This window comes from Bradyrhizobium sp. USDA 3240, from assembly GCF_054063295.1.
In genome coordinates this window covers 1-25,060 of record NZ_JBSSGD010000004.1, presented here as the reverse complement: position 1 = coordinate 25,060, position 25,060 = coordinate 1, and the positions used below count along the sequence as shown (strand labels likewise).

Below are 25,060 nucleotides of genomic sequence, written 5' to 3'. Positions count from 1 at the left end.
CATCGAGTCATGGAAGCCGAGGTTGGGATGCTGGTGGTGGAGACGATTGGTAAGATCCGTCGCGCCTACTTTGTTGATGGTCGTCCGATCAAGGCGATCTGCCGAGAACTTGGCGTATCGCGGAAGGTGGTTCGCAAGGTCATTCGTTCTCAAGCGACGGAGTTCCGGTACGAGCGCGAGACGCAGCCGCTCCCGAAGATGGGTGCCTGGAGTGCCGAGCTTGATCGGTTGCTGGCAGGGAATGAGAGCAAGGCGGCGCGGGAACGGCTGACGCTGATCCGGCTATTCGAGGAACTCCGCGGCCTGGGTTATGCCGGCGGCTATGATGCGGTTCGTCGATACGCCCGACGGTGGACCAAGGAACGCGGCACCTCGACAGCGTCGGCTTATGTGCCGCTGAGCTTTGCACCAGGCGAAGCCTACCAGTTCGACTGGAGCCACGAGGTGGTCCTGCTGAGCGGCACCACGGTGATGGTGAAGGCTGCTCATGTTCGGCTCTGTCACAGTCGCATGCTGTTCGTGCGGGCCTATCCGCGGGAGACGCAGGAGATGGTGTTCGACGCCCACGACCGGGCATTCGCCCTGTTCAAAGGCACCTGCACCCGCGGCATCTACGACAACATGAAGACCGCGGTGGAGACGATCTTTGTCGGTAAAGGCCGTCTCTACAATCGCCGCTTCCTGCAGATGTGCAGCCACTATCTGGTCGATCCGGTCGCCTGTACGCCAGCGTCGGGCTGGGAGAAGGGGCAGGTCGAGAACCAGGTCGGGCTGGTCCGGGAGCGCTTCTTCACGCCGCGGCTGCGGTTCAAAAACCTCGACGAGTTAAACGCCTGGCTGCTCGACAAGTGCATCGCCTACGCCAAGGCTCATCGCCATCCGGAGCTGGTCGATCAGACGATCTGGGACGTGTTCGAAGCCGAACGCCCCAAACTCGTTCCCTATGCCGGCCGCTTCGACGGCTTCCATGCGGTGACAGCATCGGTCTCGAAGACCTGCCTGGTGCGCTTCGACAACAACAAGTACTCGGTCGCAGCCAGTGCAGTCGGACGACCGGTCGAGGTTCAAGCCTATGCCGATCGCATCGTGATCCGTCAGGATGGACGTATCGTTGCCGAGCACCCGCGATCCTTTGGCCGCGGCGATACCGTCTACGACCCCTGGCATTATGTGCCGGTGCTCGCCCGCAAACCCGGCGCCTTGCGCAACGGTGCTCCCTTCAAAGACTGGGTGCTGCCGGCCGCGATCGAGCGGATCCGGCGCAAGCTGGCCAGCACCGACGATGGCAATCGGCAGATGGTCGACATCCTCACCGCGGTGCTGACTGACGGTCTGTCCGCGGTGGAAGCGGCTTGTGCCGAAGCGCTCAGTCACAGCGTCCATTCCGCCGATGTCGTTCTCAATATCCTGGCCCGTCAACGTGAACCCGCCCCACCGGCCAACATCATGACGCCGGCCGCACTGACGCTCCGTCATGCACCGATCGCCGATTGTGCCCGCTACGACAACCTCCGGAGGACCATCTGATGGAACGAACCCAAATCTTCGACCTCATGGGCGAACTTAAGCTCTACGGCATGAAGGCTGCCTTCGACGAGATCATGGCAACTGCCGTCAAGCGCCAGCACGAGCCTCAACGCATTGTCGGCGACCTGCTCAACGCCGAGATCAACGAGAAGCAAGCCAGGTCGATCAAATACCAGCTCACCATTGCAAAGCTGCCGCTCGCCAAGGACATCGCCGACTTCCAGTTCGACGGCACGCCGATCAATCAGACTCTCGTCAATGATCTCGCTGGCGGCGGCTTCATCGCCCAACAACGCAACGTCGTGCTGGTTGGCGGCACCGGTACAGGCAAAACCCACCTGGCGATTGCCATCGCCAGAAGTTGCATCCGCGATGGCGCCAGAGGACGCTTCTACAACGTCGTCGACCTCGTCAACCGGCTCGAGACCGAGACCCGCAACGGTCGGCAGGGACGGCTCGCCGAGCATCTGACCCGCATGGACTTCATCGTTCTCGACGAGCTGGGCTATCTGCCGTTCGCGCAATCCGGCGGTCAGCTCCTGTTCCATCTCATCAGCCGGCTCTACGAGCGCACCTCCATCATTGTCACCACCAATCTTGCGTTCGGCGAATGGCCCAGTGTGTTCGGTGATGCCAAAATGACCACCGCGCTACTCGACCGATTGACCCATCACTGCGACATCGTCGAGACCGGCAACGACAGCTGGCGATTCAAAAGCCGCGACGATGTTCAAACAACCCGCGCTCGCGCCGTCTCCGCAACCCCGACCAGCTCCGACGACCCGAGCGCTACCAGCAGAGCACGCCGATCAAAGGGGTCCCTTTTGGATGCCGATAGGGGGTCCCAGTCGAACGCCGATTGACACATAGACCTCGCCGTGCCCGCGCGCATGCGTCAATCAGGCGGCCTCCGTCGTATGCGTACTCTGCTTCAGAACTCCTATGGCCTTCTGCTTGGGGGGCGAACGACACGAGACCCAGGAGTTTGCGATGAGGATCAGAACGATAGCCTTTGCAGCAACCGCAGTTCTCTTAACAGCATCAACACTTGCCTACGCAGCGGAGACCTCTTCCACGGTAGGAATGGGGCATCCTAGCGCCGCCGACCTCAACGCCTTGACGGATGCGCGCGTCGGCATGATCAAGGCCGCCTTGCAGCTTACGCCCGATCAGGAAAAATACTGGCCGCCCGTGGAAGGGGCCATCCGTGCGAGAGCGAAGAACCGACAAGTCCGCTTCGAGCGGGTGGCCGAACTGCGCGATAGCAGCCCAATGGAAGCGATTGGTGAACGCAATCCGGTCGAACTTATGCAACGTCGAGCAGAAATACTGAGTCAACGCGCGGTTGACCTCAAGAAGCTCGCCGACACGTGGGAACCGCTTTATAAGACGCTAACACCGGACCAGAAGAAGAGGATGGCATTCGCGACATACGCGGCGATGCGAGATGCGATTGAACATCAGATCGAAACCGAAGATGACGACGACTAGACTACCTGGCGTGACGCGTCGCGGAGCAACAAGTTTTGGTCCGCGACGATCGTCGATACACGCAATCCGGAATCAACGCATTTGATGGCGCGCCGGTGCCCTGACAATTTCGGCGATGCCCGACGTCTCAAAGGCCAGATTGATGTAGTCGGCCACCTCGTGACGGCTTTAGGCCGGCCAGATTGGCGATCTGGGAGATGATCTTTCAGACATATTCTCTCCAACAAAAGGCCGGCAGAGATGCCGGCCTAATTGATTGGAGAAAAGTATTAGGACAAGGTCAGTATCTCGCCGCGACCGGAGCGCCGTAGCCGCCAAAGCGATAATTCAAGCGCACGGTGACCATATCCACGTCCTGGCTGATCCGGTCGTTGAGTACGGCAGCGAGGCGGGGATCGGCCACCGAGAAGGAGTTATTTGCGTGCCCCATCCACAGATGGTCGTACTCCGCACCGATCGACCAGTTGGGGGCGAAGCCATACTCAAAGCCGACACCCAAGGTGCCGCCCCAGCGCGTGCTATCCGCCGAGACCAAACCGATCCCGGTGGTGTTGTCGAATATGGTCAGGCGATTGCTGGTCACAGCAGCGCCGCCCTTCACGTAGAGCAGCGCCGAATTCCAGGCCCAACCGAGCTGGCCGGTGAAGAGACCGATTGCATCAGTCTTCGCGGTGGTCGAGAGCGTCGGATCGAAAAGGCTCACGCGCGTGTTCTTGATGTCGGCCCAATCGCCTTGAGCTTCCAATCCAAATACGAACTGATTGGTTTGCCAGCGATATCCAATTTGTCCACCGGCCACGCCGCCGGAACGATCACCGCAGCCGCTCGCGACGGTCCCCACAGCAGTGACGAAATCTACGCAGTTGTGGCTTTGGCCCCAGCCGCCGTTGGCGCCGATGTAGAAGCCGGTCCAATCGTAAATCGGAGCCACCATCGGCGGAGGCGCCTTGGTGTAGGGACGGGCCGCTAAATCCGCCGCGCTTGCCGGTACCGACAGGCTCAGCGCCATCGCGCCAACCAAAATCTTCTTCATATGTGTTTCTCCCAGTCCGCTTCAGTTGTCCCCGAAGCGTTGAGCAGGCAGGAGCGCCTACTTCACTATTCCAGTTCTAATTGTAGGGGAGATGCTGCCGGTAGGCTGTACCGGCGAAGCCACACTCGCCGGCCAAGTTCGAGGACAAGCTATTAATCCGACTTAAGAATTGCCATTGCCGAATCTTGATACCCCCTATCAGGCTTGCCGCCGCAGGTCGGCATCTTCGGTCTTATGCTGGGCAGCCTCGGCTATGCGCTGCTCGGGTCCCTCGCGTCACCTTGCCGTCGGACGGACTTCCGCGATCTCGCTGATGATGGCGGGCACGGTAGGCTGCTTTGAATTGCGCCAGATCAAGTGCGCTCATGCGCCCGTTGCCTAAAGTTCCCGAGTTCACCGCCACGTCCATTTTGTACGGAGTTCTGCGATGTTGATCAGGACTACCACAGTGAGCCGCCCTGCGGTTGATGGGCAATTGGCGGCCCTTGCCGGCCAGCAGATCATCTGTAGCGAATTTACCTATCGCAGAGGGATGGAAGTATTTGGGGAGGGAGAGGAGGCCGAGTACGTCTACCAGATCGTCTCTGGTACAATCCGGACCTACAAGATGCTCTGCGATGGCCGCCGGCAAATCAACTCGTTCCATCTCGCGGATGATATGTTCGGGCTTGAGAATGGGATAATTCACCGCTTCACCGCCGAAGCAGTGACTCAGGCCAAGGTTCGCATCACGAGCCGAAGCAGCCTGCTCGATACGATTGCGCAGCGGGAGCCGGGCCAGGCAAGCCTTCTCAACCTCGTCACGCGCAATCTTCAGCACGCCGAGAACCACATGCTTCTGCTAGGACGAAAGACGGCGCTCGAGAAGTTAGCCGCATTCCTTCTGGAAATGGACGAGCGGCTTGCTCATCCGAACGTCATGAGCTTGCCGATGAATCGCCGCGACATCGCCGACTATCTTGGATTGACCCTCGAAACCGTGTCGCGCGCGTTTTCGATCTTGCGTGATGATAAGATGCTAAGGTTCGATGGACAAACCCAGCGTCAACTCGTTTTGCTGGATCGGGAAGCGCTTGTGCAGCTCGACGCCTGATCGTGCGAGCACGGCAACGTTCAAGTGCTGCGAGCTGACTTTGTACGGTCACGCCAATTCGTCCGTCGATGTCCTGCTGAAGCGTATGTTTTTGGCGCGCTCTTTCCGGCGCAGACTCGTCGGCTGCAACGAGCTCGACCGGGTTCGGACCTGCCTCGCCTACTGGATGTCGACGAGAAGCTTTTATCGAGGCGCAATATACTGTCGGTTCCCGATCAAAGTCTGGCCATAAATACAAATGCAAGGACCGCCAAAGTTTAACCCAGGTAGCTCTGCCTACGTTGCCTGCCGCGGAGTGAGTTGAGCACCCGCGCAGCCGTGTTTGCGCCAGCCAATCTCACTCATGCTGCAGCCCCAGGCCTTGTGCTCGAACACCGGCCAGTAGCGCTCGGCGAACTTCCTGTCGAACCCGCTATTGTGCGCTATGACGATGACTGCATCGTCTACGAAGGTCGCGGTGGCCGCATCGTCGAATCTGTGACCGGCCACCATCTCGGCGGTGATGCCCGTGAGTGCCGTAACGTCCGCCGAAAATAGAACCACTCGGCTCGTGGAAGGCGGAGAAGGTGTCGCGGACGCCGACGATCCGCCCGTCCGGCGTATAGTCGAACTTGAGCATCCCGAACTCGATCATCTCGTCTCTGGCGTGATCGAGGCCGGTCGTCTCGGTGTCCACTAGGACGCTGGTCTTGCAACCTGCCCGATGGTCGGCTGGGACGCGGCCCGCGGTATCAGGCGCCGCAACACTCGGTAGTCGGCCGACTGGCTCAAAGCCTCGGCCATCGCGGCCAGATCCGATGCGTCCTGAAGCATATCTTTCAGGGAATGCGATCCGATAGGCTCGGTAAGGTCGTACAATACCGTGTCCGCAGTGCACGGGGTGGCGCAAAGCCGCGCAATTCGTCGCGCCCTCGCCGGCATGTTCACGATTTTCGGCGACCATCCGCCGTCCAGAGCGGAACGGCCCTCCGTCAGGCGACTTGATCTCCCGAAGAGGCATAAATTCGGAGAGGAACCATGAAGACGATATTGGCAATAGCCTGCCTGACCGCACTCGCCTTCGCGTCGCCGGCGGAAGCCAAGGGATGCATTAAGGGCGCCATCGTCGGCGGTGTCGCTGGCCACATGGCCGGCCATGGCAAGCTCGGCGCGGCGGCGGGATGCGTCGTCGGATATCACGAAGCCAACAAGCAGAACCCGAACAACTCGAACGCTCAGGCTCCCTCGGGCCAGAAGTAGCGCGCGAGCACCTGGGCTGCGCCGTGAAGATCAGATCTCATTCCGAGAGCCACATCGTCGAGCTCGACGATGGCTCGCGCTGGAAGATATTTCCCGGCGACCTCGATCTGACGCTGAACTGGAAGCCCGAGACGGAAATCGTCGTCATGCCGGCTGACGATGATCTCAGTTCTCACCTGCTGGTCGGCGGAGACGCAAAGGTGCGGGCGATCGCCGAGGGCGAAAGCTGGTCGGCAGGTGAGGTCAAGGCGGTGCTGAAGGAAGGATAGGGATGTGCAGCGCGGCGGCCAGACCTTCAGAAAAAGTCTGCAGCGAGGTTCAGGCCATAGGTCATCGCCGCAAGAAGGGAGAGCAAAAGGCCTGCGCCGCAAAAGATCATGATGGTCTTGAGCCCATCGGAGCCGCCGACGTCCACGCTCGCGGAACGCAACAGCACTTTGGCGAATGCGATCATCGTCGGTCTCCTCGAGAGTAAGCGGCGTGACGAGGATAGCCGAGGGCAGCTTCGGCGAGTGTGAACCAGCTCTCAGGTCCGCTGGATCTCGATCGGGTGGGTAGCTTGCCCAGTGGCAGCCTTTTTGAGGGCATCCCGCTCCCGACAGAGATTATCGACCTTGGCTCGCATCCGGACGAGCAGCAGTTCAGCGGATGCCGTCGGGACGCCGGCCCGCTGCAGCATCCGGATCTCGCTCTCCTGAGCGCTGAGCTGCACTAATCAGCCCGAGGAGTATTTCAGCCGTTTGCGCTGCGCTGAGATCGGTATCCACCATCATATTGCTGGCGGGCTACGCGCAGGTTTTTGAGCTGCTTTGGCACCGTCCTAATCTTCGTAGTCGATGGAGCCGGCTGCCCCAGCCCGGCTGGCTGGGGGCCGTGGGCGGCCGAGCCGGGGCAACGCCTCGCTGGGCGGCGGGCCAGTGTGGCGCTTCCCTACGCTACGCCGCGTATTGAGCTATTCAACGGAGAACCGTAGCGAAAAGCGGCGGTTGCAACGCGAAGCGCAGCCCGGAGGAGCGCGATCGCGGCTGGCGGTGCAAGCGCTTCACTCCGGGCGCAGTCGCCCGCGCGCCTGTGTCCCGCGCTGACTTACTGACCATGTCAGCGAAAGAATGAGGCGGAGCTACGACCTGTGCCCCGCCGATCGATGCCGGAAAATGGCGGATGCGCCGCAGCAACTTAATCGCGTCGCTTTCTTGATCGCGCTCAAGCCACAAGGGTGCCTCAGCGATTCCCTGGCTTCTTCAGGTAAAGAAGCCAGGGATGCTTCCACTCGGCGCCGCCCACGCGGAATAGGCAGCATCGTCAGGTTGTATCAAAACGCAGCTTCGCGCCATTAGCCATTGGGGTTAGCGACTTTTGTCGGCATGGCACTGGATCTCCCCGCCAGCCCAGCCAAAAGCCCCTCCCGGGGCGGCTTTCGCGCGCCCTTGGGTTGCATTAAGCTTGAAAGCCGATGTTTGAAGCAGTGGGGAAAATATCATGGAAGACGCCCTAGAACGGGCCTACCCATGAAACCGCTAATCGGACTTATCGCGCTGCTCTTTACGACCGGCGCATTTGCACAAGCCGCTCCCCCGAAGGCGGCTAAAAGGCCGCCCGTTCAGATCAGGCCGCAAGCGCCAATGGGTTGCAAACTGGTCGGCACGGTCAGGGGCACCAAGATCTGGGCGGGCGACTGCATTGCTGCGGCACCCGCCGCGGAAACTCCACCACCGCCATCACCCCCGCCTGCACCGCCTAGTGGCCTCAGCGCCCCTGCAGAGAAGCAGTGATTAGGCGACGTTCCGCCGGCCGGTTGAGAATCGGTTGAGGCAAAGAAATGACAGTCGTCGACCTAAAGGAGCTAGCCCGTCTTATTCGTCAGAGGGCGCCTGAGAGGCTGGCGAGCGTGGTGTAAAGCGCTGATGCGGCGTAGGATTCGGTTGCGAAGCCAACCCCATCACCTCAACCGCGAACGCCACGCCCGCCATGACCGACGATATGATTCTGCCCTTCTCGTTTCCAGCCGTTCACGCCAAGAAAGTCACAGCTGCCTTCGATGGCGGTCGGCTGACCTCGAACGGGGACGTGATGCTTCTGGCGATGGCCGAGCGGCGTCTCGGCTTGGCCGACAATTTGGCCCGCGTGTTCCCGGATCGGCGCGATCCGACGCGGGTCGTGCACAGCCTTGTCGATATGTTCCGCGCGCGCATGTTCGCGATCTGCTGCGGCTACGAGGACGCCGACGACCTCGATCATCTGCGGTCCGATCCCGCATTCAAGCTGGCCTGCGGACGGCTGCCGGACACGGGTCGCGATCTGTGTTCCCAACCGACGCTGTCGCGGCTGGAGAATGCTCCGCGCCTGCGCGACGTGATCCGACTGACCTACACTTTGGTCGACGCATGGATGGATAGCTACCCGCGCGAGCCGGCATCCGTCACGCTTGACATCGATGATACCTTCGATGTCGTCCACGGCCATCAGCAGCTCTCGCTGTTCAACGCTCATTATGACGAACGCTGCTTCCTGCCGATCCACGTCTACGACACGGAGAAGAGCCGGCCCGTGGCGGTCGTGCTGCGGCCCGGCAAGACGCCGGGCGGCGTCGAGGTGCGTGCCCATCTGCGCCGCCTGATACGGCATATCCGGACGCGGTGGCACAACACGCGAATTACGTTCCGTGGCGACGGGCACTATGCCCGGCCGGAGGCACCGGAGGCAATGGCGTGGTGCGAGACCAACGGCATCGACTACATCTTCGGTCTGTCCGGCACCAAGCCGCTCGCCAGAAAAGTCGACGAGGCCGCCGACGGCATCCGCACGCGACGCGCCATCGAGAACCTGCCGGTTCTGCGTGGCTATACCGAGACGCGCCACAAGGCAAAGTCCTGGGATCGCGAACGACGTACCGTCGCCCGTATTGAGGCGACGATGCTCGGCCTCGACATCCGTTTCGTCGTCACCAGCCTCGATGTCGGCTCGGCCGAGTGGATCTACGACAGCCTGTATTGCGCGCGCGGCCAAGCCGAGAATCTGATCAAGCTGCATAAGACACAGCTCGCCTCCGATCGCACCAGCTGCCGTTCGGCGCTCGCCAATCAAGTCCGCCTCGTTCTCGACACCGCCGCTTATTGGCTGATGCTGACCGTGCGCGACGCGATTCCCAAAGCCCGGGAATTGGCCACAGCCGAGTTCGCGACGCTGCGTCTTCGTCTCTTGAAACTCGCTGCCCGTGTCGTCGAGACCACGAGCCGCATTCGCCTTGCGTTTGCCGCGGCATGTCCCGAAGCCGACCTGATCCGCGGCTTGCCAGGCGCGCTGCTGCCGCTCGGTCCTTGACCGGCGGGGCGTCCGCCCCCCGTTCGCCCAACCCATCCCTCAAGCGCGTTGCAAAGTACCGGTCGTCAGGCGGTGAAAGCCGAAGGCAATCCCGCGCGCCTCGTCAGAGCAGATGTGCGGCCACATCAATCGGACTAAAAAAACGCACTCTCACGAATAGGACGGGCTAGCGGAAATGGCGGTACAGCTAGAGCATGATGTGTTTATACGGAAACGTACCCTGAATTTTTGAGATAGTTGGCGCACTCCTCCTTGGAGAAGCCGTTGGGTCGCGCTACGGTGATGTTCTGCCGGCCGAGGGTCATTTGTTCGACCTGCTCGAACCGGAAGATGTGGCGCCGGAATGGAAACGCTGGTCGCCGATTCTCCTGCGGCCGGAGGGTCTTTATGGGACTCGCCCGGCAAAGGGCGGCAACAAGGCCGCCAAGCTCAAAGCCATCCGAGAGGCCCTACGCACCGCCCAGCAGGTTTGGCTCGCCACCGACTGCGACCGCGAAGGCCAGCTCATCGGTCAGGAAATTCTCGAGCATTACAATTACCGCGGCCGGGTGCTCCGGGTGCTATTCACTGCGCAGGACGCGCAGACCATCCGCGACGCGTTCGTGCGGGCAAAATCCAATGCCGAATATGCCAGGCTTTACGCCGCGGCCGTCGCCCGACGGCAGGCGGACCAGATCTACAACCTGTCGCTCACGCGCACCGCGACCGTCATCCTGGGGCAAGGTGCTCGGCGCGTGATCGGGGTTGGTCGCGTGAAGACGCCGACCTTGGCGATTGTCTGCACGCGCGAACTGGAAATCCGAAACTTCGTGCCGCTCTCCTATTTTGAGGTTGTCGCGACCGCGAAGGTTGCCGGAGGGCAATTCCAGATGCGCCACGCTCCGCAGGAGCGGATTGTCCGGCGCGAGGTCGCCCAGGATATCGTTAATGCAGCTCAGGGCTTCGAGGGCGCGCTTGCGGTGCGCGTCGAAGAAAAGCGGCATGGGCCACCCAAGCTGCACGATTTGCCGTCACTACAGAAACTGTGCGGCTCTCGCTTCGGCTGGCCGGCCAGCAAGACGCTCGAGGTGGCGCAGGAACTCTATGACGGTCAGAGCAAGAAGATCATCACCTATCCGCGCGCGGAGGTACGCTACCTGCCGCAGAGCTTGATAGCGGACGTTCCGAAGATCGTGACCGGACTGCAGGTAGGCCAAGCGTTCAGCGCAATCCCCATGCCAGAGCCTCCGATGATCCGCAAAGGTGCAAGCGGCAGTTTCTACGATAAGGGACTGGAGGGCGCGAGCCATCACGCCGTCATTCCCAATGTCAACACGATCGATAAGCTGCGCGAGGTCTGGCTTCGTCTGTCATCCGATAAGAAGAAACTGTTCGACCTCGTCGCGCGGGCCTATCTGGCAGCGCTGATGCTCGACTTCCGCTATCGGCAGACAAACGCAACTCTCGACGTCCATGGCTTCGAGCTCCGCGCCTCCGGCCGCCAGAGCATCGATCTCGGTTGGCACGCAGCATTCCCGGACTGGCAGCCCGTCGACGAAAATGGCGATGAAGCACAATTGCTTCCGGAGCTGCGCCAAGGTGAGACCGCACAACTGCAGAATTCCAAAATTGACGACAAGGAAACTCGGCCGCCGCCGCGTTACAACGAAGGCACCCTCATCGATGCGATGCAAAATGCTTGGCGCTTCGTCGACGACGAGCCCCTTCGGCAACGCCTGAAGGAAGCCAAGGTCAATCTGATCGCCTACAACCTGATCCGCATCCCCAAACTGGTTGCAGCGTAGCCAACTTGGCGTCCAGACCACCAAAGCGCTTCAAACTCTCAAACAAATCATCCCAACAATGGCACCCGCGACAGAACAAACGTAAGCGCGAAGCCGATACCCTGGCTTCAGAGTTAGAATGAATGTGCGAAGAAGCCTCCGGCTTGGAACGGAGGTTTGGATGGGATTGGACAGCAAAAAGGACGTCCATTTGGGCGGCTCACCGGTGGGGCCGGTGAGCCGGCTGGAGCGAGGCGCCGGCGCAGGCACGGGCTGGGGCGGCAGGTGCACGACATCCGGTGCCGACGGGCGATTGATCGGGCGAAGATCAATCGGAGCGCGCGGCGCAGGAGTCACGATCGGCGGCGTCGGAATGCGCGGCGGCACATAGGTCGGCGCCGGCACCGGGATACGTGGCGGCGGAACGTAGGTCGGCTGCACCGGCGTCATCCTCGCGGTCGCATTGGACATTCGTTACAACACGCGGAATGTGTGTCATCGACGGGCGAGATTTCCTCGCGACCGTCTTTCAGCTCGGAAATCCTGATGCAAGCCGAGGCGTACTTGGGAGACTATTTGGCCCGGCAATCCTTCGTTATGCTGATCGCGCCTGGTCACTCCCGGCCACTGATACCCAGGGACGGATCGGGTGCTTTGACCTAGCCCGGCAGGACGACGAGGTCATCGCGGCACATGCCGCCAACGAGCTTGTGATCGGCGGCCGTTATCAGACTCGGTTCTCCTCGGCATTCCTGGTACGGGCACCAATTGTCCCAAAGTCCATCCTCGCGGTCGAGCGGGTCGACCATCGCGGCTACGTATTGCCGGAGATCAACATCACGCTGGAGAAGGCGTTGGGTCGTTAAAGGCGATCCAGTCGTCTCGGACCGGCCCAAACTCAATCAGCTAACCTCCGCCCAACAATCGTCGTTCTCATAAATCCGCACGCTCTCGCAATCAGGAATGCGCTCAAAGAACCAACTGGCAATGATCTCGGCGGTCGGGTTCTCCAGTCCTTCGACATCGTTGAGAAGTCGATGATCGACCAGTTTAATCAACGGCCCCACCTCGGCATCCATCTCAGCGAAGTCCTTCACGAAGCCCCTACCGTCCAACCCTCCCTGCATCACGACTTCCATGCGGTAGTTGTGTCCGTGTAGATTCTTGCACTTGTGGCCATCGGGTAGATTGGGAAGGCGATGAGCGGATTCGAACCTATAGGTGCGCCCAATCCGCGTTGTGAGAACGACATCATCGCCGTCACTCCGCGAGCGCCTCTCAGAAACAATGCGCTGGGAAGAAAAGTGCTTGTTCATGGTATCCCCATAAGCTTGTGCGCCTGAAGAATCACTCTCCAGAGCAAATTACTCAGGCAATAGGCGATAGCCAACTCCGTATCTCATTTGCGGTAAGGCCCATGCGAACCGGCCGCACCTCACAAAAGGCATCGCCGGACTAATGCGGCGGTCGCGCAAGCGAAGGCTGCAAAGGAAGAGCGCAAGACCGCGCGCACGACACGGTGCGCGGATGCCCAGCAGTCGTGACGGCGTAGACAGTAGGACTCCTCCCCCGATGCCCCGATTGCGCTAAAAAACCGCCGAAGAAGGAAGAATTCCTAATAAGCCCGGCCGAATTTTGTGACCACCTGCGTTTAACCCCAATCCATGCGGCCGGGACGTCAATTCAGGTCCGTTTCGAGCTGCGAAAGTGTGTTTTCGGACTTGGGCAGCAAAAGCGGAGTCCGTCTGGGACGAGAGCTTGCGTGCCGGACAGAGGGTCGCGACGGAGCAACGACAATCGAAAGTTCAAGTGTCGATCATCCTCACCTTTAGCACAATCTCGTCGTTGCCTTCCCGTTGCACCGGGACAACGTCCACTACCCGTCGTCGCTCTGGACGCACGGACCAGACGCTGCTGAACAGCGTCTAGCAGTCACTCGTGTCAGCTTCGCGTGAGCGTCCCTTGCCCCGAATGTTTCGGCGCGCCCATTGACACCAAACGCCACTTGCCGGATCGTGTTGAGCGAGCAGACCCATTATTAACATCAAAAGTTGTGCACGCACGCAAGCTGATCGCGAGAAGGCTGCAGAGCGCACGCGAGCAAAGACGATTTTAAGGCCGCCACGGAGAGCCGAAGTGAGTCCTCCTCTTTGCACATTTTCGTACTCATGCTCGAAAATCGCTCGTTCGATCACATGCTCGGCTTCTCGGGCATTGTCGGAACGGACGCTGTCACCGGCCGGCGACGTTCGGTCAACGGACTTACCGGGTCGGAAGCCAACCAATATCAAGGACGAACCTACCCGGTCAGCCACCCAGCCGATTCGGCGATGGCTGCCGATCCCGGCCACGAGTTCACGGATACGGTCGAGCAGCTCTGTGGACCGACGGCAACTTACCCGCCAAGCGGCAGCTATCCGCCGATCAACAACAGCGGGTTCGTCGCCGACTACGCCGCGCATGTTAGAAGCAACGCGGGCGCCATCATGAAATGCTTCTCGCCGGATCAACTGCCAGTCTTGACAAAACTCGCCTCGACCTTCGCTGTTTGCGATAGCTGGTTTGCCTCAATTCCAGGCCCTACGTTCCCAAACCGATTCTTTGCCTGCGGCGCTTCGTCCGGCGGACTCGACCACAGTCCGACGTCGTGGGAACTGTTTACGTGGGAGACCGTCTCCGGGTTTCAGCTGCCCCATGGCTCGATCTTCGATGCCCTCGGGGCGAAGTTCGGTTCGGGATGGCGCATCTATGCTGGCGACAATCTGCCGATGGCGACCGCGCTCAAGAACATCCACCATGCGAATGTCACGCCTTACGCTTCGTTCGCCAATGATGTAGCCAACGCAAATTACCCTTGGCTCTATACCTGGATCGAACCAAATTACGGCGACGTTCCTGGCGGCACATACAAAGGCGGCAACTCCCAGCATCCTCTCGACGGAGTGACTGCTGGCGAAGCGCTGATCAAGTCAACTTACGAAGCAATTCGAAATTCGCCCCATTGGGCCACCGCCCTCCTCATTATCACCTGGGACGAGCACGGCGGATTCTACGACCACGTTATTCCGCCGCGGGCAGTCCCGCCCGGCGATACGCAGCCAGGCTCCAAATACAATCAATTCGGTTTCACTTTCGCTCAGTATGGCGTTCGCGTCCCAGCAGTGGTGGTGTCGCCGCTGATCCCGCCAAATGTCGTCGATGGAAGGCTTTATGACCACGCCACGATCCCGGCGACCGTCGAGGCTGCATTCGGCATCAAGCCGCTGACGGCACGAGACGCAGCAGCCAATACGGTGCTTCCTTTGCTGTCGCTGACACAGCCGCGCGACTGCCCGAAACGATTGCCAACACCCGTTCCCCTCGAGGCGCCCAGAGTTCGGCAGCTCATGCCGCGGCCGACCGATACGGTCAACAGCGGCAATCTGCCAGGCGTCCTCCTTGCGGCGGCGCGACTCGATCAGGAGCTCTCGCCGCCCTCCGAGGTGCAGGCGATCCTTGCGAAGGTCCAGTCCATCCAAACGCGGGAAGACGCCCAGCGGTACCTGGACGAGGTCAACTCGAAAGCCGAAGCCGAGAAAGCCGATGAGCAAGCCCGTTTTCGGCTGTTGCGCCGAAAGCCCAGGAAGCGGAGCACGAAAAAGAACGCAACCTAATGAAAGGAGGTCAAACATGCGGGCAAACACGAAACTCCTTATTAGCACCGGCAGTCTTTCAATCTTGATTGGTCTCATGGCCAACCCGGGGCCCGTAAGCGCCGCCGAACTTATTGACATGGTCGCGTCCCGGCCATGCTCGGCGATCGCGGGTGATCGCGTCGGCGCCTCCGGCAATTGCAGCGCTTCCGCCGACCACAAGAAACTGGCAGTCACGCTGACGGCAAAGCAGATCGATCTGAACAAATCACCTGGTGACGCCGGCTCTGTCAGCTTCGATCTGCCCGACGGCGTCACCTTTCCCGGCTCTGAAGCCCGCCGGATTTCGGTCGATGGCTTGATGCTCTACAATGATGCTCTCGCTCCCGAAGTCTGGCGGGTGAACCCCGGCAGCACGCTCGAGATCAAGCTGGTCAACCACTTAAGCGCCGGCGAAACAGGCTCCACGAACCTTCACACGCACGGGCTTCTTGTTACGCCAGACCTCGACACCAAGGGCGCAAAGGCCCTCGAGCCGGTCGGCGACACCGTTTACGTTTGCACGATTCCGGAGGGTGAGAGCACGACCTCGCCGAGCGCCAAGAACTGCGCGGCTCACGGCGCCTACTACGGCAACACAACCTCAGAAATGAATTACCGGATCGCTTTGCCGTCGGATCATCCAGAAGGCCTGTTTTGGTATCACCCGCACGTCCACATGAATGCGCGCACGCAGGTCGGCGCTGGCCTCTCCGGGCTCATCTTCGTCCAGGGCGCAACCGGCAGCGCCAGCGGTGGCGCGCGCGTAACAAGCGGCGCTCAGCCAACCGAACGCTTCCTGATGCTGAAGGATCACCAGATCGGTTCGGTCTCGGGAGGCGATCCGGCGACCCTCAAAGCCAGCTTCCTGCCGGTCGGAGACCACGATGCCGGGCTTTGCGGCGCCGGAACGACGGTGCGCGGCACCTGCTTCGCCGACGACAAGGGCTGGCTCTTCACCGTAAACGGCCAAGTTTACCCGCACATCACAGTCAAGTCGGGCGAGCGCGAGATTTGGCGGATCGCCAATACCAGCGCCGACATGACCTACGATCTCGCGCTTGTGGCCAAAGACAGCGGCCGTCCGCTACGCATGCAACTCCTAGCGCGCGACGGCATTGCTGCAGCCCAGGAAGGCGCAGATTCCGCCATTCTCGTCGAACGTGTGCTTATGATGCCAAGCTCTCGCATCGAGGTGGCCATCGATCGCGTCGCCAGCGAAGGCCTGTTCGACAGCGGCAAGCCGCTGGAAGCGGTGTTGAAGACGTACGGCTATTACACGGGTGGCGACGCCTGGCCGGCGGTCGAGCTTGCGAGCGTGACATTCGAAGCCGCTCCGGCTGCGATCCCGACGGCGAGGCCACGGGTTGTTCCCCATCACGTGACGGCCGGCGTTCCTTCGGTGACAAAGGCCTTGGAGCCGCTGCGGGTGTCCGCATGGACTCCGTCCGCGTCGCCAAACACGGCCGCACCGCCCGCGCGTGCGGTTAAGGGAGACGCGCGCGCACCAGGGCCCGACCCGGCTTTCGGCGGCGATCACATGTTGCACGCCGGTGGCGTCAACGAGCATCCTTTGCCATTGCCCTCCGTCGAAGAGTGCAAACCGCTGCTGCCCGGCGAGGAGCGCCTGATCGTCCTTGCGATCGAAAAGCCGGACAAAGATCACGAGTGGTTCAAGATAGGCGCAACGCGCGCAAAACGGCGGCAAACTCTGACCAAGTGCAGCGCCTTCTGGCGTCTTGCGACACCAGCATGTCAATCGGCCTGCAAATTTGACCCCTCGCGCATTGCCTCATCCAGAATGTTACTGGACAACTTCTCGCCGATGACTGGGTCGGCGCCACCGAATCGGTTCGGTGGCCTCTATGGCGGGAAAGATCAGCATGGGCGCGCGGCGCGAAGTGGTGTCGGCGGTGATGGAGCGTTACCGATCGGCCGGACGGGCGGAGAAGGGACGCATCCTCGACGCGCTATGCGCGACGACAGGCTGGCATCGCAAGCATGCGGTGCGTGCACTTCGGCCACGCGCGACGGTTGGGCCGCGCAAGGTCGAGGCGCCGCGAGAGCGCAAGCGTAGATATGGCGCGACGGTCAAGGACGCGATGACGGCGCTGTGGGAGGCGTCGGATCGGGTGTGCGGCAAGCGGCTCAAGGTGATGATCCCGACCTTGCTGCCAGCTCTCGAGCAACATGGCCGATTGCAGCTTGGGCAGGCGGACCGTGATCGTGTTCTGGCGATCAGTGCCGCTACCATTGACCGCCTGCTCGTCGATCTGAAGCTCGTGGCGAGCGGCGGCAGGCGGCGCCGTGCCGGATTCTATTCGGCAATCCGGCGCGAGGTCCCGATCCGCACGTTCAATGACTGGAACAGCCCGGTGCCCGGCTTCTGCGAGGTCGACATGGTCGCCCATGGCGGCACGTCGGTGGCTGGCTCGTTCATCCAAACCCTGACGATGGTCGATGTCGCCACCGGCTGGACGGAGTGCCTGCCGTTGCTGACGCGGGAAGGTTCGCTGGTCGTCGAGGCGATCAACAGCGCACAGAGCCTGTTCCCCTGGCTGTTGCGCGGCGTGGACTTCGACAACGACAGCGCCTTCATGAACGATGTCGTCGTGCCATGGTGTCGCGAACAGAAGCTCGAAGTCACTCGCTCGCGCGCCTACAAGAAGAACGATCAGGCGTTCGTCGAACAGAAGAATGGTGCCGTCGTCCGCCGCCTCATGGGCTATGGCCGCTTCGATGGCGTCGAGACGGTGCGTGTGATGGGCCGCCTCTATGCGGCGGCACGGCTCTACGTCAACTTCTTCCAGCCGTCGTTCAAGCTGAAGGAGAAGCGTCGCGAAGGGGCTAAAGTGATCAAGCGCTATCATCCCCCGTCGACGCCCTATGAGCGTGCATTGGCGCATCCCAAGGTGACCGCGGCCGTGAAGAAACGGCTACGCGATCAGTATCGCTCGCTCGATCCGGTCGCGCTGTTGGCGGAGATTCGCGTAACCCAAGAGGAACTCGGCAATCGCGTCGATCGTCGTGCCGGACAGGCGCGCGGCCTGCAACCCGCTCACACTAGCACCCTGCCAGTGACCGCGGCGACGTTCGCGAAGACGCTCGGCAAGACGGTGACGGTCGGCAAGCCGCGTGCCACGCACCGGCGAACTCGTCGGCCCTATAAGACCAGAGTTCGCATGCCGTCCAAGCTCGACCCGCATATTGCTGCGATCGAAGGTTGGCTCGCAGAGCAGCCGCAGCTGACGGCGCTCGCAATTGTCGGCCGGCTGAGCGAGAAATACCCCGAGGAGTTCGGGAAGAGACAGCATTCGATTGTGCAGCGTCTGCTGAGGGCGCTCAGACGGAGGGCTGCCGAACAGTTGGTCGCCCAGGGTCCGTTCGGCGACGCCACGACCGCTGCCCCATTGCCCGGGGTTGTGGACGGCTCGGGCTATTTAGGGCCCGACCCGCCCACAGCCCCGCTCGTCGAGCAAGCCGGGAAAGTCACCTGGCGCGGCCGATCAATCGACATCGGATCGTCATCGGCAATGGCGCCATCAGGGTAACGTTCGCAGATGCGGCAATACGCCTCGTCAATTTTGGACGCCGATCCCCCGGCTTAGGGGGTCAATATTGCAGACGATGACGTAATTGCGGTCGGCGCCCGCGGCTCAAGAAGGTCCGCTATCTTCAGGCCTTCCCGCAATCTCACGAATCGGAGGGGCCATGAAGCAATATGTTGGGCTGGATGTCTCGCAAAAGGAAACTTCAGTATGTGTGGTCGACGAAGTGGGGCAGGTCTTGTTCGAAGGAAAGGCAAAGTCCGATCCAGGGGCACTCGCAGCATTGCTTCGTAAGCGGGCGCCACAAGCGGAGCGCATCGGATTTGAGACTGGGGCGATGGCGAGCTGGCTATGGCACGAACTTCGTAGGGTCAATCTGCCGGTGGTTTGCATCGACGCGCGGCATGCCCACGCGGCTTTATCCGTACGCATGAACAAGAGCGATCAGAATGATGCGCGGGGGCTTGCTGAACTGGTGCGGGTTGGCTGGTATCGGGAGGTCAAGGTCAAGAGCGAGGAAAGTCAAAAGATCCGCGCGATACTCGTCGCGAGATCCCGGCTCGTGTCGATGCGCCGAGACATCGAGAACCAGGTCCGGAGTATGATCAAAGAATATGGCTTGCTGTTCCCACGCGCAATCGGCCAGCCGTTCCGCAACCAGGTCAGCGAGCTATTGGGCAATAATCATCCACTCTTCGGCGTGATATCGCCGCTGCTCTCGATCCATGAGAATGTCTGTCAACAACAGGGTAAGTTCGACAACGAGGTCCGCCGGTTGGCAAAGCTGGACGAGACGACGCGTCGCCTGATGACGGTCCCAGGTGTCGGCGTCGTGACGGCCCTAACGTTCCGCCACACGATCGATGACCCCTCGCGCTTCCGATCGGCGTTGACAGTCGGTGCCTACCTCGGCCTTACACCTCGGCGCAACCAATCCGGCGAAACTGACATCAATGGCAAGATATCTCGATGGGGCGACCGGCTCCTCCGAACCTACTTGTTTGAGGCCGCTACCGTACTTCTTTATCGGACTAAGAAATGGTCGTCCCTCAAGGCCTGGGGCATGAAGCTCGCCAAGCGGATCGGCATGAGGAAAGCAAAGGTCGCTATCGCCCGAAAGATCGCAGTCATCCTTCACTGCATCTGGGTCGATGGCACTTCCTTCGACTGGGGGCAGCCGCAGCCAGTCTGATATTTGCTCGCAAGTTCCTGGTCCGGTCTGCCGGACTGGCGATGTCCCGCTGGGACGGTGTTGAGGCGACCTCGTTCATTCGGCTGGTGACGGCTCGACCGTACTCCGCTGCAAACGTTGAGGCGTCCGACCCGGACATCATCATGAGGCGCTGCGCGACCTCGGAAAGGACCATGACCCCAGCGAAGACATCAGTCCGGGCGATCAAATACTGGCCGGCAAAGTACTTATCAGCCGCGCTCGCGCCGTCTCCGCAACCCTGACCAGCTGCGACGGCGCGAGCGCTACCACCGAGAGGCGAGTTCAGAAATGTAAGCTTGACAACAAACCGCAATTAAAGGGCCGAATGACAAACCGAGAAAGACTCGCATCAGCATCGCCGTATCCAGCCGGTCGGTCTTCGCCCGCCGGTGCTCGCGCGTGACCGCAACGCTCGTCGAATGGATCACATACGCCTCGATGCCGCGCTCTTGCAGCCATCGCGCTAGCCAGAAGCCGTCGCGGCCTGCCTCGAAGGCGACCGCGACCCGGTCGATCCGCCGCTGTTTCCTCTCCGCTTCGCAGCGCCAGCGACTGACCAGGTTGAGTAACGCCACCGGATCGGGATCGAGCTTCTTCATGGGATGCCGCTCAATACCAGGCACCATCCCGGCGACGAGCCAACTTGACTTGCTCATTTCGATAACCGTCATCAACGTGCTATGTTGATTCAGCGCGGTGAGGGAACGACTCAAATCATCGACTGCGGGCATGATCTACATCCATCTTTGGTGGTCCAGCGCCGATAGTGCCTCAGCCTCGCCGCCCCCCATAGCTTCTCCAGGCGCTCCCATGCGCGCGGTGCATCTGGCCTACTTTTGCGCCGACCACGTGGCCAGCTTTTCCGCCGCCCTTGACAGGGGTAGCCAGTACGTCTCTATCAAGTACACCGAGCGCCTGGCTGAAGCTGGCATTGAGCCTTCTGTCGGCAGTGTCGGAGATTCCTACGACAATGCTCTCGCCGAAACCATCAACGGTCTCTACAAGGCCGAGGTGATCCATCGGCGCGGACCGTGGCGAAGCTTCGAGGCCGTCGAGTTCGCAACCCTGGAATGGGTCGATTGGTTCAACAACCGAAGGCTCCTGGAGCCCATCGGCAACGTCCCGCCGGCCGAAGCCGAACAACGCTACTACGCTATGCTGGAACAACCCGCCATGGCGGCATAACTTAAACCAAATGGCCTCCGGCAATCCCGGGGCGGTTCAACCTCAGCTCGGACCGCGGCTCTGGCAGTGCCTTGTCGCTGTCCCACTGGAGACCAATCCAATGGAGCCGGTCGGGCCTCTCATGTCGCCATGCAGTTGCGGTTGCCGAGAGCGGGCGCAACGGCGACCCGCATAGCTCTTTCAGGAGAGTCGCACCCGACAAGGCGGTGGGGCCGGGCCGGAAAAATCACTTTGACGTTCCAGGCTCCGCTTTTCTTTGCCCGGAACACATCAGGCGAGCTTTCAGAAGCCTTGTGCCGATTGTGTACGATATCCGGCGAGGTCGGATAAGTGACATAGCAGTGTTAGGGGTCAGACTCAATTGATCCAATAAGCGACATGGCGGCAAGGTGGACGGCAGCCAAGAAATTTCTTGCAAGTTTGTCGTAGCGAGTTGCGACACGCCTGAAATCCTTGACCCGACAGAAACAGCGCTCGATAACGTTGCGCCCTTTGTAGACGCGTTTGCTGAAGCTGTGGAGGGTTACCCTGTTGGATTTGTTTGGAATAACTGGCTTCGCGCCGCGATTGACGATTTCGGCGATCGCCTCTTCCTCGATGGAAAGGACAGTCGACTTGACTTCCTTGGGGCCTGTCGAACGATCGGCGACGGTCTCGCGCTGCTTCCACTTCGCGACAGTCTTCTGATTGATCCCGTAGCGCTTGGCGAGACCTCTCAGGTTCTCTTGACTATTTGTATTGCTCGACGGACTGCCTCCGTCGTACTGGCGCAGCCGTGTAAAACTTATCCATAGCGCATCCTTCGAATCGTGCGACAAAAATGCACCATCAAAGCGTGGGACTAAACAGCTAGGGCTAGCATACTGACAGAGAACGATTTCTCCTTTGGCACGATACATGCCCAGTCTCCTCTATAAAGGCGCATTGACTGAGGAGAAGTCGTCCGATGATCTCGCTCACCGGAAACTCAGACCAGGTTAAGGTGGGAGCTGCGATTCTGCCGGAGACGATATCTGAAGGCGCGGGGTCTGCCCGCGACGTGGAAGATCTGCGCGGCGGGCAAGAATTTCGGCACCGCCAATACCTCCCCCATACTGCGCAAGCGACTGTGGGCGCGGTTATCCCGAGCAAATTCGAACCAATGTGGCTGGTTTGAGTCACTACGTGGCGCGACTGGTGGGAATGCCCAGCTGATGGATGGACTGCAGGAGCGGTGAAGATGACATATCGGGCATCTCCGGCGCGCGGGAGCGCCTGCCAACCAGGCGATCAGAACAGGCCACCTGAAGCGCGATCGATCTCCCCTACCGTCATTGTCGGCAGTGGTACGCTCGCTATCAGATGCGCGCAGCTGGCAATTGAGATGGGCCACGTCATTGGTGCGGCGTTGTGTGCCGGCGGCGTATTCCGCGATTGGGCCGTTCGCTCGAACATCCCGTCTGTAGCAAGCGTTGAAGAGCTCTCTTCTTTTTTGAAGGCTGAGCCGATGGATTGGATTTTCTCCGTTGCCAATCCGTTCATACTGCCACCGGACGTGTTTGGGCGAGTGCATCGAGGTGCTTTCAATTACCACGACGGACCATTGCCACGATACGCGGGAACGCACGCGACGTCTTGGGCGCTGCTGGCGCAAGAGACCGAATATGCCATCACGTGGCATCGGATCGATGATGGTGTTGATACCGGCGACGTCGTGGTTCAGCGCCAAGTGCTGATTGCGCCCACCGATACGGCACTGACCCTGAACCTTAAATGCTATGAAGCCGCGATTGAGGGCTTCCGCGAGCTCTTAACTGGCCTCGAAAACGGGAAGCTTACTGCCTACCCGCAGGCGCTGGTGGGCCGGAGCTACTTTCCGAGACGTCGACGCCCAGATGCGGCAGGCTGTCTGCGATGGGATCAATCCGCGCAAGAGTTGTCGGCGATGACGCGGGCCCTAGGCTTTGGGCCATATCATCCCAATCCATTGTGTCTGCCCAAGGCGCTCGTAGGCGATGAGGCTGTCACAGTCAGGCGCGTGGAGGTGTTGCCTCAACAATCGGGCGTTCCGGCAGGTTCTCTGCTTGAAGTCCACTCCAGCCATTGGCGTGTGGCCACGGGTACGCAGGATGTTGATGTTTGCTTTGGCAACTCCGATGGTCAGGTGTTGGACGCGCGCGCCCTCGCTAGGCACTCCAATCTGGAAGAAGGTGGTCGCCTTCCGATCTTGAGCGATGAGGAGGCACGGAGCATAACTGCCACCCATGAGTTGCTGGCGCCTTGGGAGGATTTTTGGCGACAGCGGCTCGGGCAGTTTAGAGTATTGCATCCTCCTTTCGTGTCGTCGTTCCTAGCTACGGCGCCGCACCAATGGCAGTCGAGTTCGTGGTTCAGTCCAAGTGCTTTGGCTAAACTGTCCCCACTCGATCGCTCGGAATCCTTGGTAACGGCTTGGCTTATCTATTTCGCCCGCATCACCGGGGAAACAGAGCTTCAACTGGGATGGATGCGTGAACCGGATGGATGGCGAACCGGCTCGAAAGCGATCGAGGTGTTGATCGCCTCTGTCGTTCCGATGGAAGTGACCATTGATCTTGCACATGACTTTGAAGACGTGCGCAAAACCGTAGCGGCCGAATGCGCCCAGCTGAGGGCGCACGCTAGCTTTGCCCGGGATATTGTCGCGCGCTGCCCGACATTGCGAGGTGTGGAGGCTCTACGGTCGCACCAGCCCTGGCCGGTTGGCATCAGAATCATGACACAGAGCTGTTCCGGCGCTGGCGATCTGATGACGAGCCACGGAGCTGGCCTATGCGGCGATTTGCTGACCTTTGAGGTTTGCGCTTTGGATGGGAGCTTCCGCTGGCATTTTGATGCCAGTCGATTAGCGCCGAAGCAGATCGACCGCATGACGCAGCATTTGCAAACTTTGTTGCATGGCGTGATGGCCGATGCGGGGCGGCCGGTCGGCCGCATCGACATTCTGCCGGCGGCTGAACGCAGCTATCTGCTGGAGGAGCTGAACCGGACGGCGGCGGCCTATCCGTCGCAGCGGTGCATCCACGAACTGTTCGAGCAGCAGGTGCAAAAGGCGCCGGAGGCGGTGGCGGTGGTCTGCGCGGACGAGCGGTTGAGCTATGGCGAGCTCAATGCGCGGGCCAACCGCCTGGCGCATCATCTGATCGCCTTCGGGGTCAAGCCGGACCTGCCGGTGGCGATCTGCCTGGAGCGCAGCCCGGCGATGGTGGTGGGGGTCTTGGCGATCCTCAAGGCGGGAGGGGCCTATCTGCCGCTGGACCCGGCCTATCCCAGCGCGCGGCTGCGCCAGGTGCTCGAGGATGCGGCGCCGCCGCTGCTGCTGGCCGATGCGGCCGGACGCGCCGCGCTGGGCGGCGACGGGCTCACCGGCGTGACGGTGCTGGATCTGGAGACGGCGACGCCGGCCTGGGCGGAGCTGCCGGCCACCGATCCGGACCCGCGCGCGCTCGGCCTCACCTCACGCCATCTCGCCTATGTCATCTACACCTCCGGCTCAACCGGCACACCAAAGGGCGTCATGGTCGAGCATCGGGGATTGGTCAATCTTGTCACATGGCATGTGCAAACGTTTTGTCCGCAACCAGAGGCCTGCTGCGCACTCGCGGCTGGAGTGGCATTCGATGCCAGCACTTGGGAGCTATGGTCTGCGTTATGTAACCGCAGCACATTGCAGCTGCCGCCCAGAGCGGCAGCTGCAGATTCCTTACATCTGCTGCAATGGTGGCGAGATCAATCGCTGGACGTTGCCTTCTTGAGCACGCCACTGGCTACACTCGCGCTGGACGATAAGCTCATCAATTCCAGATTGGAGTACTTGCTTGTTGGCGGGGATCGTCTTCAGCGTGTGCCTGGGCCTCTGTCGCCTCTGAAGCTAATCAACAACTATGGGCCTACTGAAGCTACGGTCGTGGCGACCTCAGGACGGCTCTTCAGCGACAACGCTGTGCCACATGTCGGT

The 25,060-nt window shown here is 60.8% G+C and carries 19 protein-coding genes and 5 pseudogenes; 17 read left to right on the top strand and 7 right to left on the bottom strand.

The window, feature by feature from the left end; translation table 11 throughout:
* The first annotated feature begins 27 nt into the window (after positions 1-27).
* The 3 genes from istA to ACVIGA_RS43865 all read left to right on the top strand — a co-directional run bounded on the left by istA (position 28) and on the right by ACVIGA_RS43865 (position 3,018).
* Complete coding sequence (istA, locus tag ACVIGA_RS43875) at positions 28-1,527, top strand: IS21 family transposase (protein WP_166309211.1); 1,500 nt, start codon at positions 28-30, stop codon at positions 1,525-1,527.
* Positions 1,527-2,390 (top strand): IS21-like element helper ATPase IstB, encoded by an 864-nt coding sequence (gene istB, locus ACVIGA_RS43870; RefSeq protein WP_166107168.1) that lies wholly within the window; start codon positions 1,527-1,529, stop codon positions 2,388-2,390. Before istA ends, istB begins: the two co-directional genes overlap by 1 nt.
* A 127-nt stretch (positions 2,391-2,517) precedes the next feature.
* Positions 2,518-3,018, top strand: coding sequence for a Spy/CpxP family protein refolding chaperone (locus tag ACVIGA_RS43865; RefSeq protein ID WP_456671105.1), 501 nt, complete (start codon positions 2,518-2,520; stop codon positions 3,016-3,018).
* A 280-nt stretch (positions 3,019-3,298) separates the two neighbouring features.
* On the opposite strand, the gene ACVIGA_RS43860 is transcribed toward ACVIGA_RS43865, so the two are convergent.
* Positions 3,299-4,051, bottom strand: a complete 753-nt coding sequence (locus ACVIGA_RS43860) for an outer membrane protein (protein WP_166218055.1) — start codon at positions 4,049-4,051, stop codon at positions 3,299-3,301.
* Between the two features lie 195 nt (positions 4,052-4,246).
* Here ACVIGA_RS43860 and ACVIGA_RS43855 point away from each other — a divergent pair.
* Together ACVIGA_RS43855 and ACVIGA_RS43850 are read left to right on the top strand one after the other, a co-directional pair.
* Positions 4,247-4,385 (top strand): annotated as a pseudogene (locus ACVIGA_RS43855) (SulP family inorganic anion transporter); the annotation flags it as partial.
* Positions 4,386-4,478: 93 nt separating this feature from the next.
* Complete coding sequence (locus ACVIGA_RS43850) at positions 4,479-5,144, top strand: helix-turn-helix domain-containing protein (RefSeq protein WP_176535494.1); 666 nt, start codon at positions 4,479-4,481, stop codon at positions 5,142-5,144.
* 276 nt (positions 5,145-5,420) lie between these two features.
* On the opposite strand, the gene ACVIGA_RS43845 is transcribed toward ACVIGA_RS43850, so the two are convergent.
* On the bottom strand, positions 5,421-5,687 hold the full coding sequence (locus ACVIGA_RS43845; RefSeq protein WP_224497273.1) for a hypothetical protein: 267 nt from the start codon (positions 5,685-5,687) through the stop codon (positions 5,421-5,423).
* 474 nt (positions 5,688-6,161) lie between these two features.
* Here ACVIGA_RS43845 and ACVIGA_RS43840 point away from each other — a divergent pair, with 474 nt between their 5' ends.
* Both ACVIGA_RS43840 and ACVIGA_RS43835 read left to right on the top strand, forming a co-directional pair.
* Positions 6,162-6,383, top strand: coding sequence for a hypothetical protein (locus ACVIGA_RS43840; RefSeq protein WP_166107228.1), 222 nt, complete (start codon positions 6,162-6,164; stop codon positions 6,381-6,383).
* 23 nt (positions 6,384-6,406) lie between these two features.
* A complete protein-coding gene (locus tag ACVIGA_RS43835; protein WP_166107227.1) occupies positions 6,407-6,652 on the top strand; it encodes a hypothetical protein in 246 nt (81 codons plus the stop codon).
* Between the two features lie 26 nt (positions 6,653-6,678).
* On the opposite strand, the gene ACVIGA_RS43830 is transcribed toward ACVIGA_RS43835, so the two are convergent.
* On the bottom strand, positions 6,679-6,837 hold the full coding sequence (locus ACVIGA_RS43830; protein ID WP_166107226.1) for a hypothetical protein: 159 nt from the start codon (positions 6,835-6,837) through the stop codon (positions 6,679-6,681).
* Between the two features lie 1,514 nt (positions 6,838-8,351).
* Between ACVIGA_RS43830 and ACVIGA_RS43825 the strand changes: the two genes are divergently transcribed.
* From ACVIGA_RS43825 to ACVIGA_RS43815, 3 genes are all read left to right on the top strand, one after another.
* Positions 8,352-9,704 carry an IS1380 family transposase gene (locus ACVIGA_RS43825; protein WP_456671104.1) on the top strand — a complete coding sequence of 451 codons (1,353 nt, stop codon included), beginning with the start codon at positions 8,352-8,354 and terminating at the stop codon, positions 9,702-9,704.
* 224 nt (positions 9,705-9,928) lie between these two features.
* The gene (locus ACVIGA_RS43820) at positions 9,929-11,488 is read left to right on the top strand and encodes a DNA topoisomerase (protein ID WP_456671136.1); all 1,560 of its coding nucleotides are present in this window, start codon (positions 9,929-9,931) and stop codon (positions 11,486-11,488) included.
* 467 nt (positions 11,489-11,955) lie between these two features.
* The gene (locus ACVIGA_RS43815; protein ID WP_166218064.1) at positions 11,956-12,333 is read left to right on the top strand and encodes a hypothetical protein; all 378 of its coding nucleotides are present in this window, start codon (positions 11,956-11,958) and stop codon (positions 12,331-12,333) included.
* 36 nt (positions 12,334-12,369) lie between these two features.
* Here ACVIGA_RS43815 and ACVIGA_RS43810 read toward each other — a convergent pair whose 3' ends face one another.
* Positions 12,370-12,783 carry a 6-pyruvoyl trahydropterin synthase family protein gene (locus ACVIGA_RS43810; protein ID WP_166218067.1) on the bottom strand — a complete coding sequence of 138 codons (414 nt, stop codon included), beginning with the start codon at positions 12,781-12,783 and terminating at the stop codon, positions 12,370-12,372.
* A gap of 834 nt (positions 12,784-13,617) precedes the next feature.
* Here ACVIGA_RS43810 and ACVIGA_RS43805 point away from each other — a divergent pair.
* From ACVIGA_RS43805 to ACVIGA_RS43790, 4 genes are all read left to right on the top strand, one after another.
* Positions 13,618-15,120: an alkaline phosphatase family protein gene (locus ACVIGA_RS43805; protein ID WP_456671103.1), complete on the top strand. Its 1,503-nt coding sequence runs from the start codon at positions 13,618-13,620 to the stop codon at positions 15,118-15,120.
* 16 nt (positions 15,121-15,136) lie between these two features.
* A complete protein-coding gene (locus ACVIGA_RS43800; RefSeq protein ID WP_456671102.1) occupies positions 15,137-17,215 on the top strand; it encodes a hypothetical protein in 2,079 nt (692 codons plus the stop codon).
* Complete coding sequence (locus ACVIGA_RS43795) at positions 17,145-18,689, top strand: transposase (RefSeq protein WP_456671101.1); 1,545 nt, start codon at positions 17,145-17,147, stop codon at positions 18,687-18,689. Before ACVIGA_RS43800 ends, ACVIGA_RS43795 begins: the two co-directional genes overlap by 71 nt.
* A gap of 160 nt (positions 18,690-18,849) precedes the next feature.
* Positions 18,850-19,878: an IS110 family RNA-guided transposase gene (locus ACVIGA_RS43790; protein WP_456667040.1), complete on the top strand. Its 1,029-nt coding sequence runs from the start codon at positions 18,850-18,852 to the stop codon at positions 19,876-19,878.
* 353 nt (positions 19,879-20,231) lie between these two features.
* Here the strand turns inward: ACVIGA_RS43790 and ACVIGA_RS43785 are convergent.
* Positions 20,232-20,630, bottom strand: a pseudogene (locus ACVIGA_RS43785) (IS110 family transposase); the annotation flags it as partial.
* A gap of 142 nt (positions 20,631-20,772) precedes the next feature.
* Here ACVIGA_RS43785 and ACVIGA_RS43780 point away from each other — a divergent pair.
* Positions 20,773-21,084: pseudogene (locus tag ACVIGA_RS43780) on the top strand (integrase core domain-containing protein); the annotation flags it as partial.
* Between the two features lie 357 nt (positions 21,085-21,441).
* Here ACVIGA_RS43780 and ACVIGA_RS43775 read toward each other — a convergent pair.
* Positions 21,442-21,659, bottom strand: a pseudogene (locus tag ACVIGA_RS43775) (transposase); the annotation flags it as partial.
* 6 nt (positions 21,660-21,665) lie between these two features.
* A pseudogene (locus ACVIGA_RS43770) lies at positions 21,666-21,823 on the bottom strand (IS481 family transposase); the annotation flags it as partial.
* A 207-nt stretch (positions 21,824-22,030) separates the two neighbouring features.
* On the opposite strand from ACVIGA_RS43770, the gene ACVIGA_RS43765 reads away from it, so the two are divergent.
* Positions 22,031-22,240 carry a hypothetical protein gene (locus ACVIGA_RS43765; protein ID WP_166106928.1) on the top strand — a complete coding sequence of 70 codons (210 nt, stop codon included), beginning with the start codon at positions 22,031-22,033 and terminating at the stop codon, positions 22,238-22,240.
* Positions 22,241-22,447: 207 nt separating this feature from the next.
* On the top strand, positions 22,448-25,060 hold a 2,613-nt coding region (locus tag ACVIGA_RS43760), incomplete at its 3' end, for an AMP-binding protein (RefSeq protein WP_456671100.1).

Bases quoted from the DNA above. Each gene is read 5' to 3' on its own strand.
- istA (WP_166309211.1), top strand. From the start codon at position 28: ATGCTGGTGGTGGAGACGATTGGTAAGATCCGTCGCGCCTACTTTGTT.
- istB (WP_166107168.1), top strand. From the start codon at position 1,527: ATGGAACGAACCCAAATCTTCGACCTCATGGGCGAACTTAAGCTCTAC.
- ACVIGA_RS43865 (WP_456671105.1), top strand. From the start codon at position 2,518: ATGAGGATCAGAACGATAGCCTTTGCAGCAACCGCAGTTCTCTTAACA.
- ACVIGA_RS43860 (WP_166218055.1), bottom strand. From the start codon at position 4,051: ATGAAGAAGATTTTGGTTGGCGCGATGGCGCTGAGCCTGTCGGTACCG.
- ACVIGA_RS43850 (WP_176535494.1), top strand. From the start codon at position 4,479: ATGTTGATCAGGACTACCACAGTGAGCCGCCCTGCGGTTGATGGGCAA.
- ACVIGA_RS43840 (WP_166107228.1), top strand. From the start codon at position 6,162: ATGAAGACGATATTGGCAATAGCCTGCCTGACCGCACTCGCCTTCGCG.
- ACVIGA_RS43830 (WP_166107226.1), bottom strand. From the start codon at position 6,837: ATGATCGCATTCGCCAAAGTGCTGTTGCGTTCCGCGAGCGTGGACGTC.
- ACVIGA_RS43825 (WP_456671104.1), top strand. From the start codon at position 8,352: ATGACCGACGATATGATTCTGCCCTTCTCGTTTCCAGCCGTTCACGCC.
- ACVIGA_RS43815 (WP_166218064.1), top strand. From the start codon at position 11,956: ATGTGTGTCATCGACGGGCGAGATTTCCTCGCGACCGTCTTTCAGCTC.
- ACVIGA_RS43810 (WP_166218067.1), bottom strand. From the start codon at position 12,783: ATGAACAAGCACTTTTCTTCCCAGCGCATTGTTTCTGAGAGGCGCTCG.
- ACVIGA_RS43800 (WP_456671102.1), top strand. From the start codon at position 15,137: ATGCGGGCAAACACGAAACTCCTTATTAGCACCGGCAGTCTTTCAATC.
- ACVIGA_RS43790 (WP_456667040.1), top strand. From the start codon at position 18,850: ATGAAGCAATATGTTGGGCTGGATGTCTCGCAAAAGGAAACTTCAGTA.
- ACVIGA_RS43765 (WP_166106928.1), top strand. From the start codon at position 22,031: ATGATCTCGCTCACCGGAAACTCAGACCAGGTTAAGGTGGGAGCTGCG.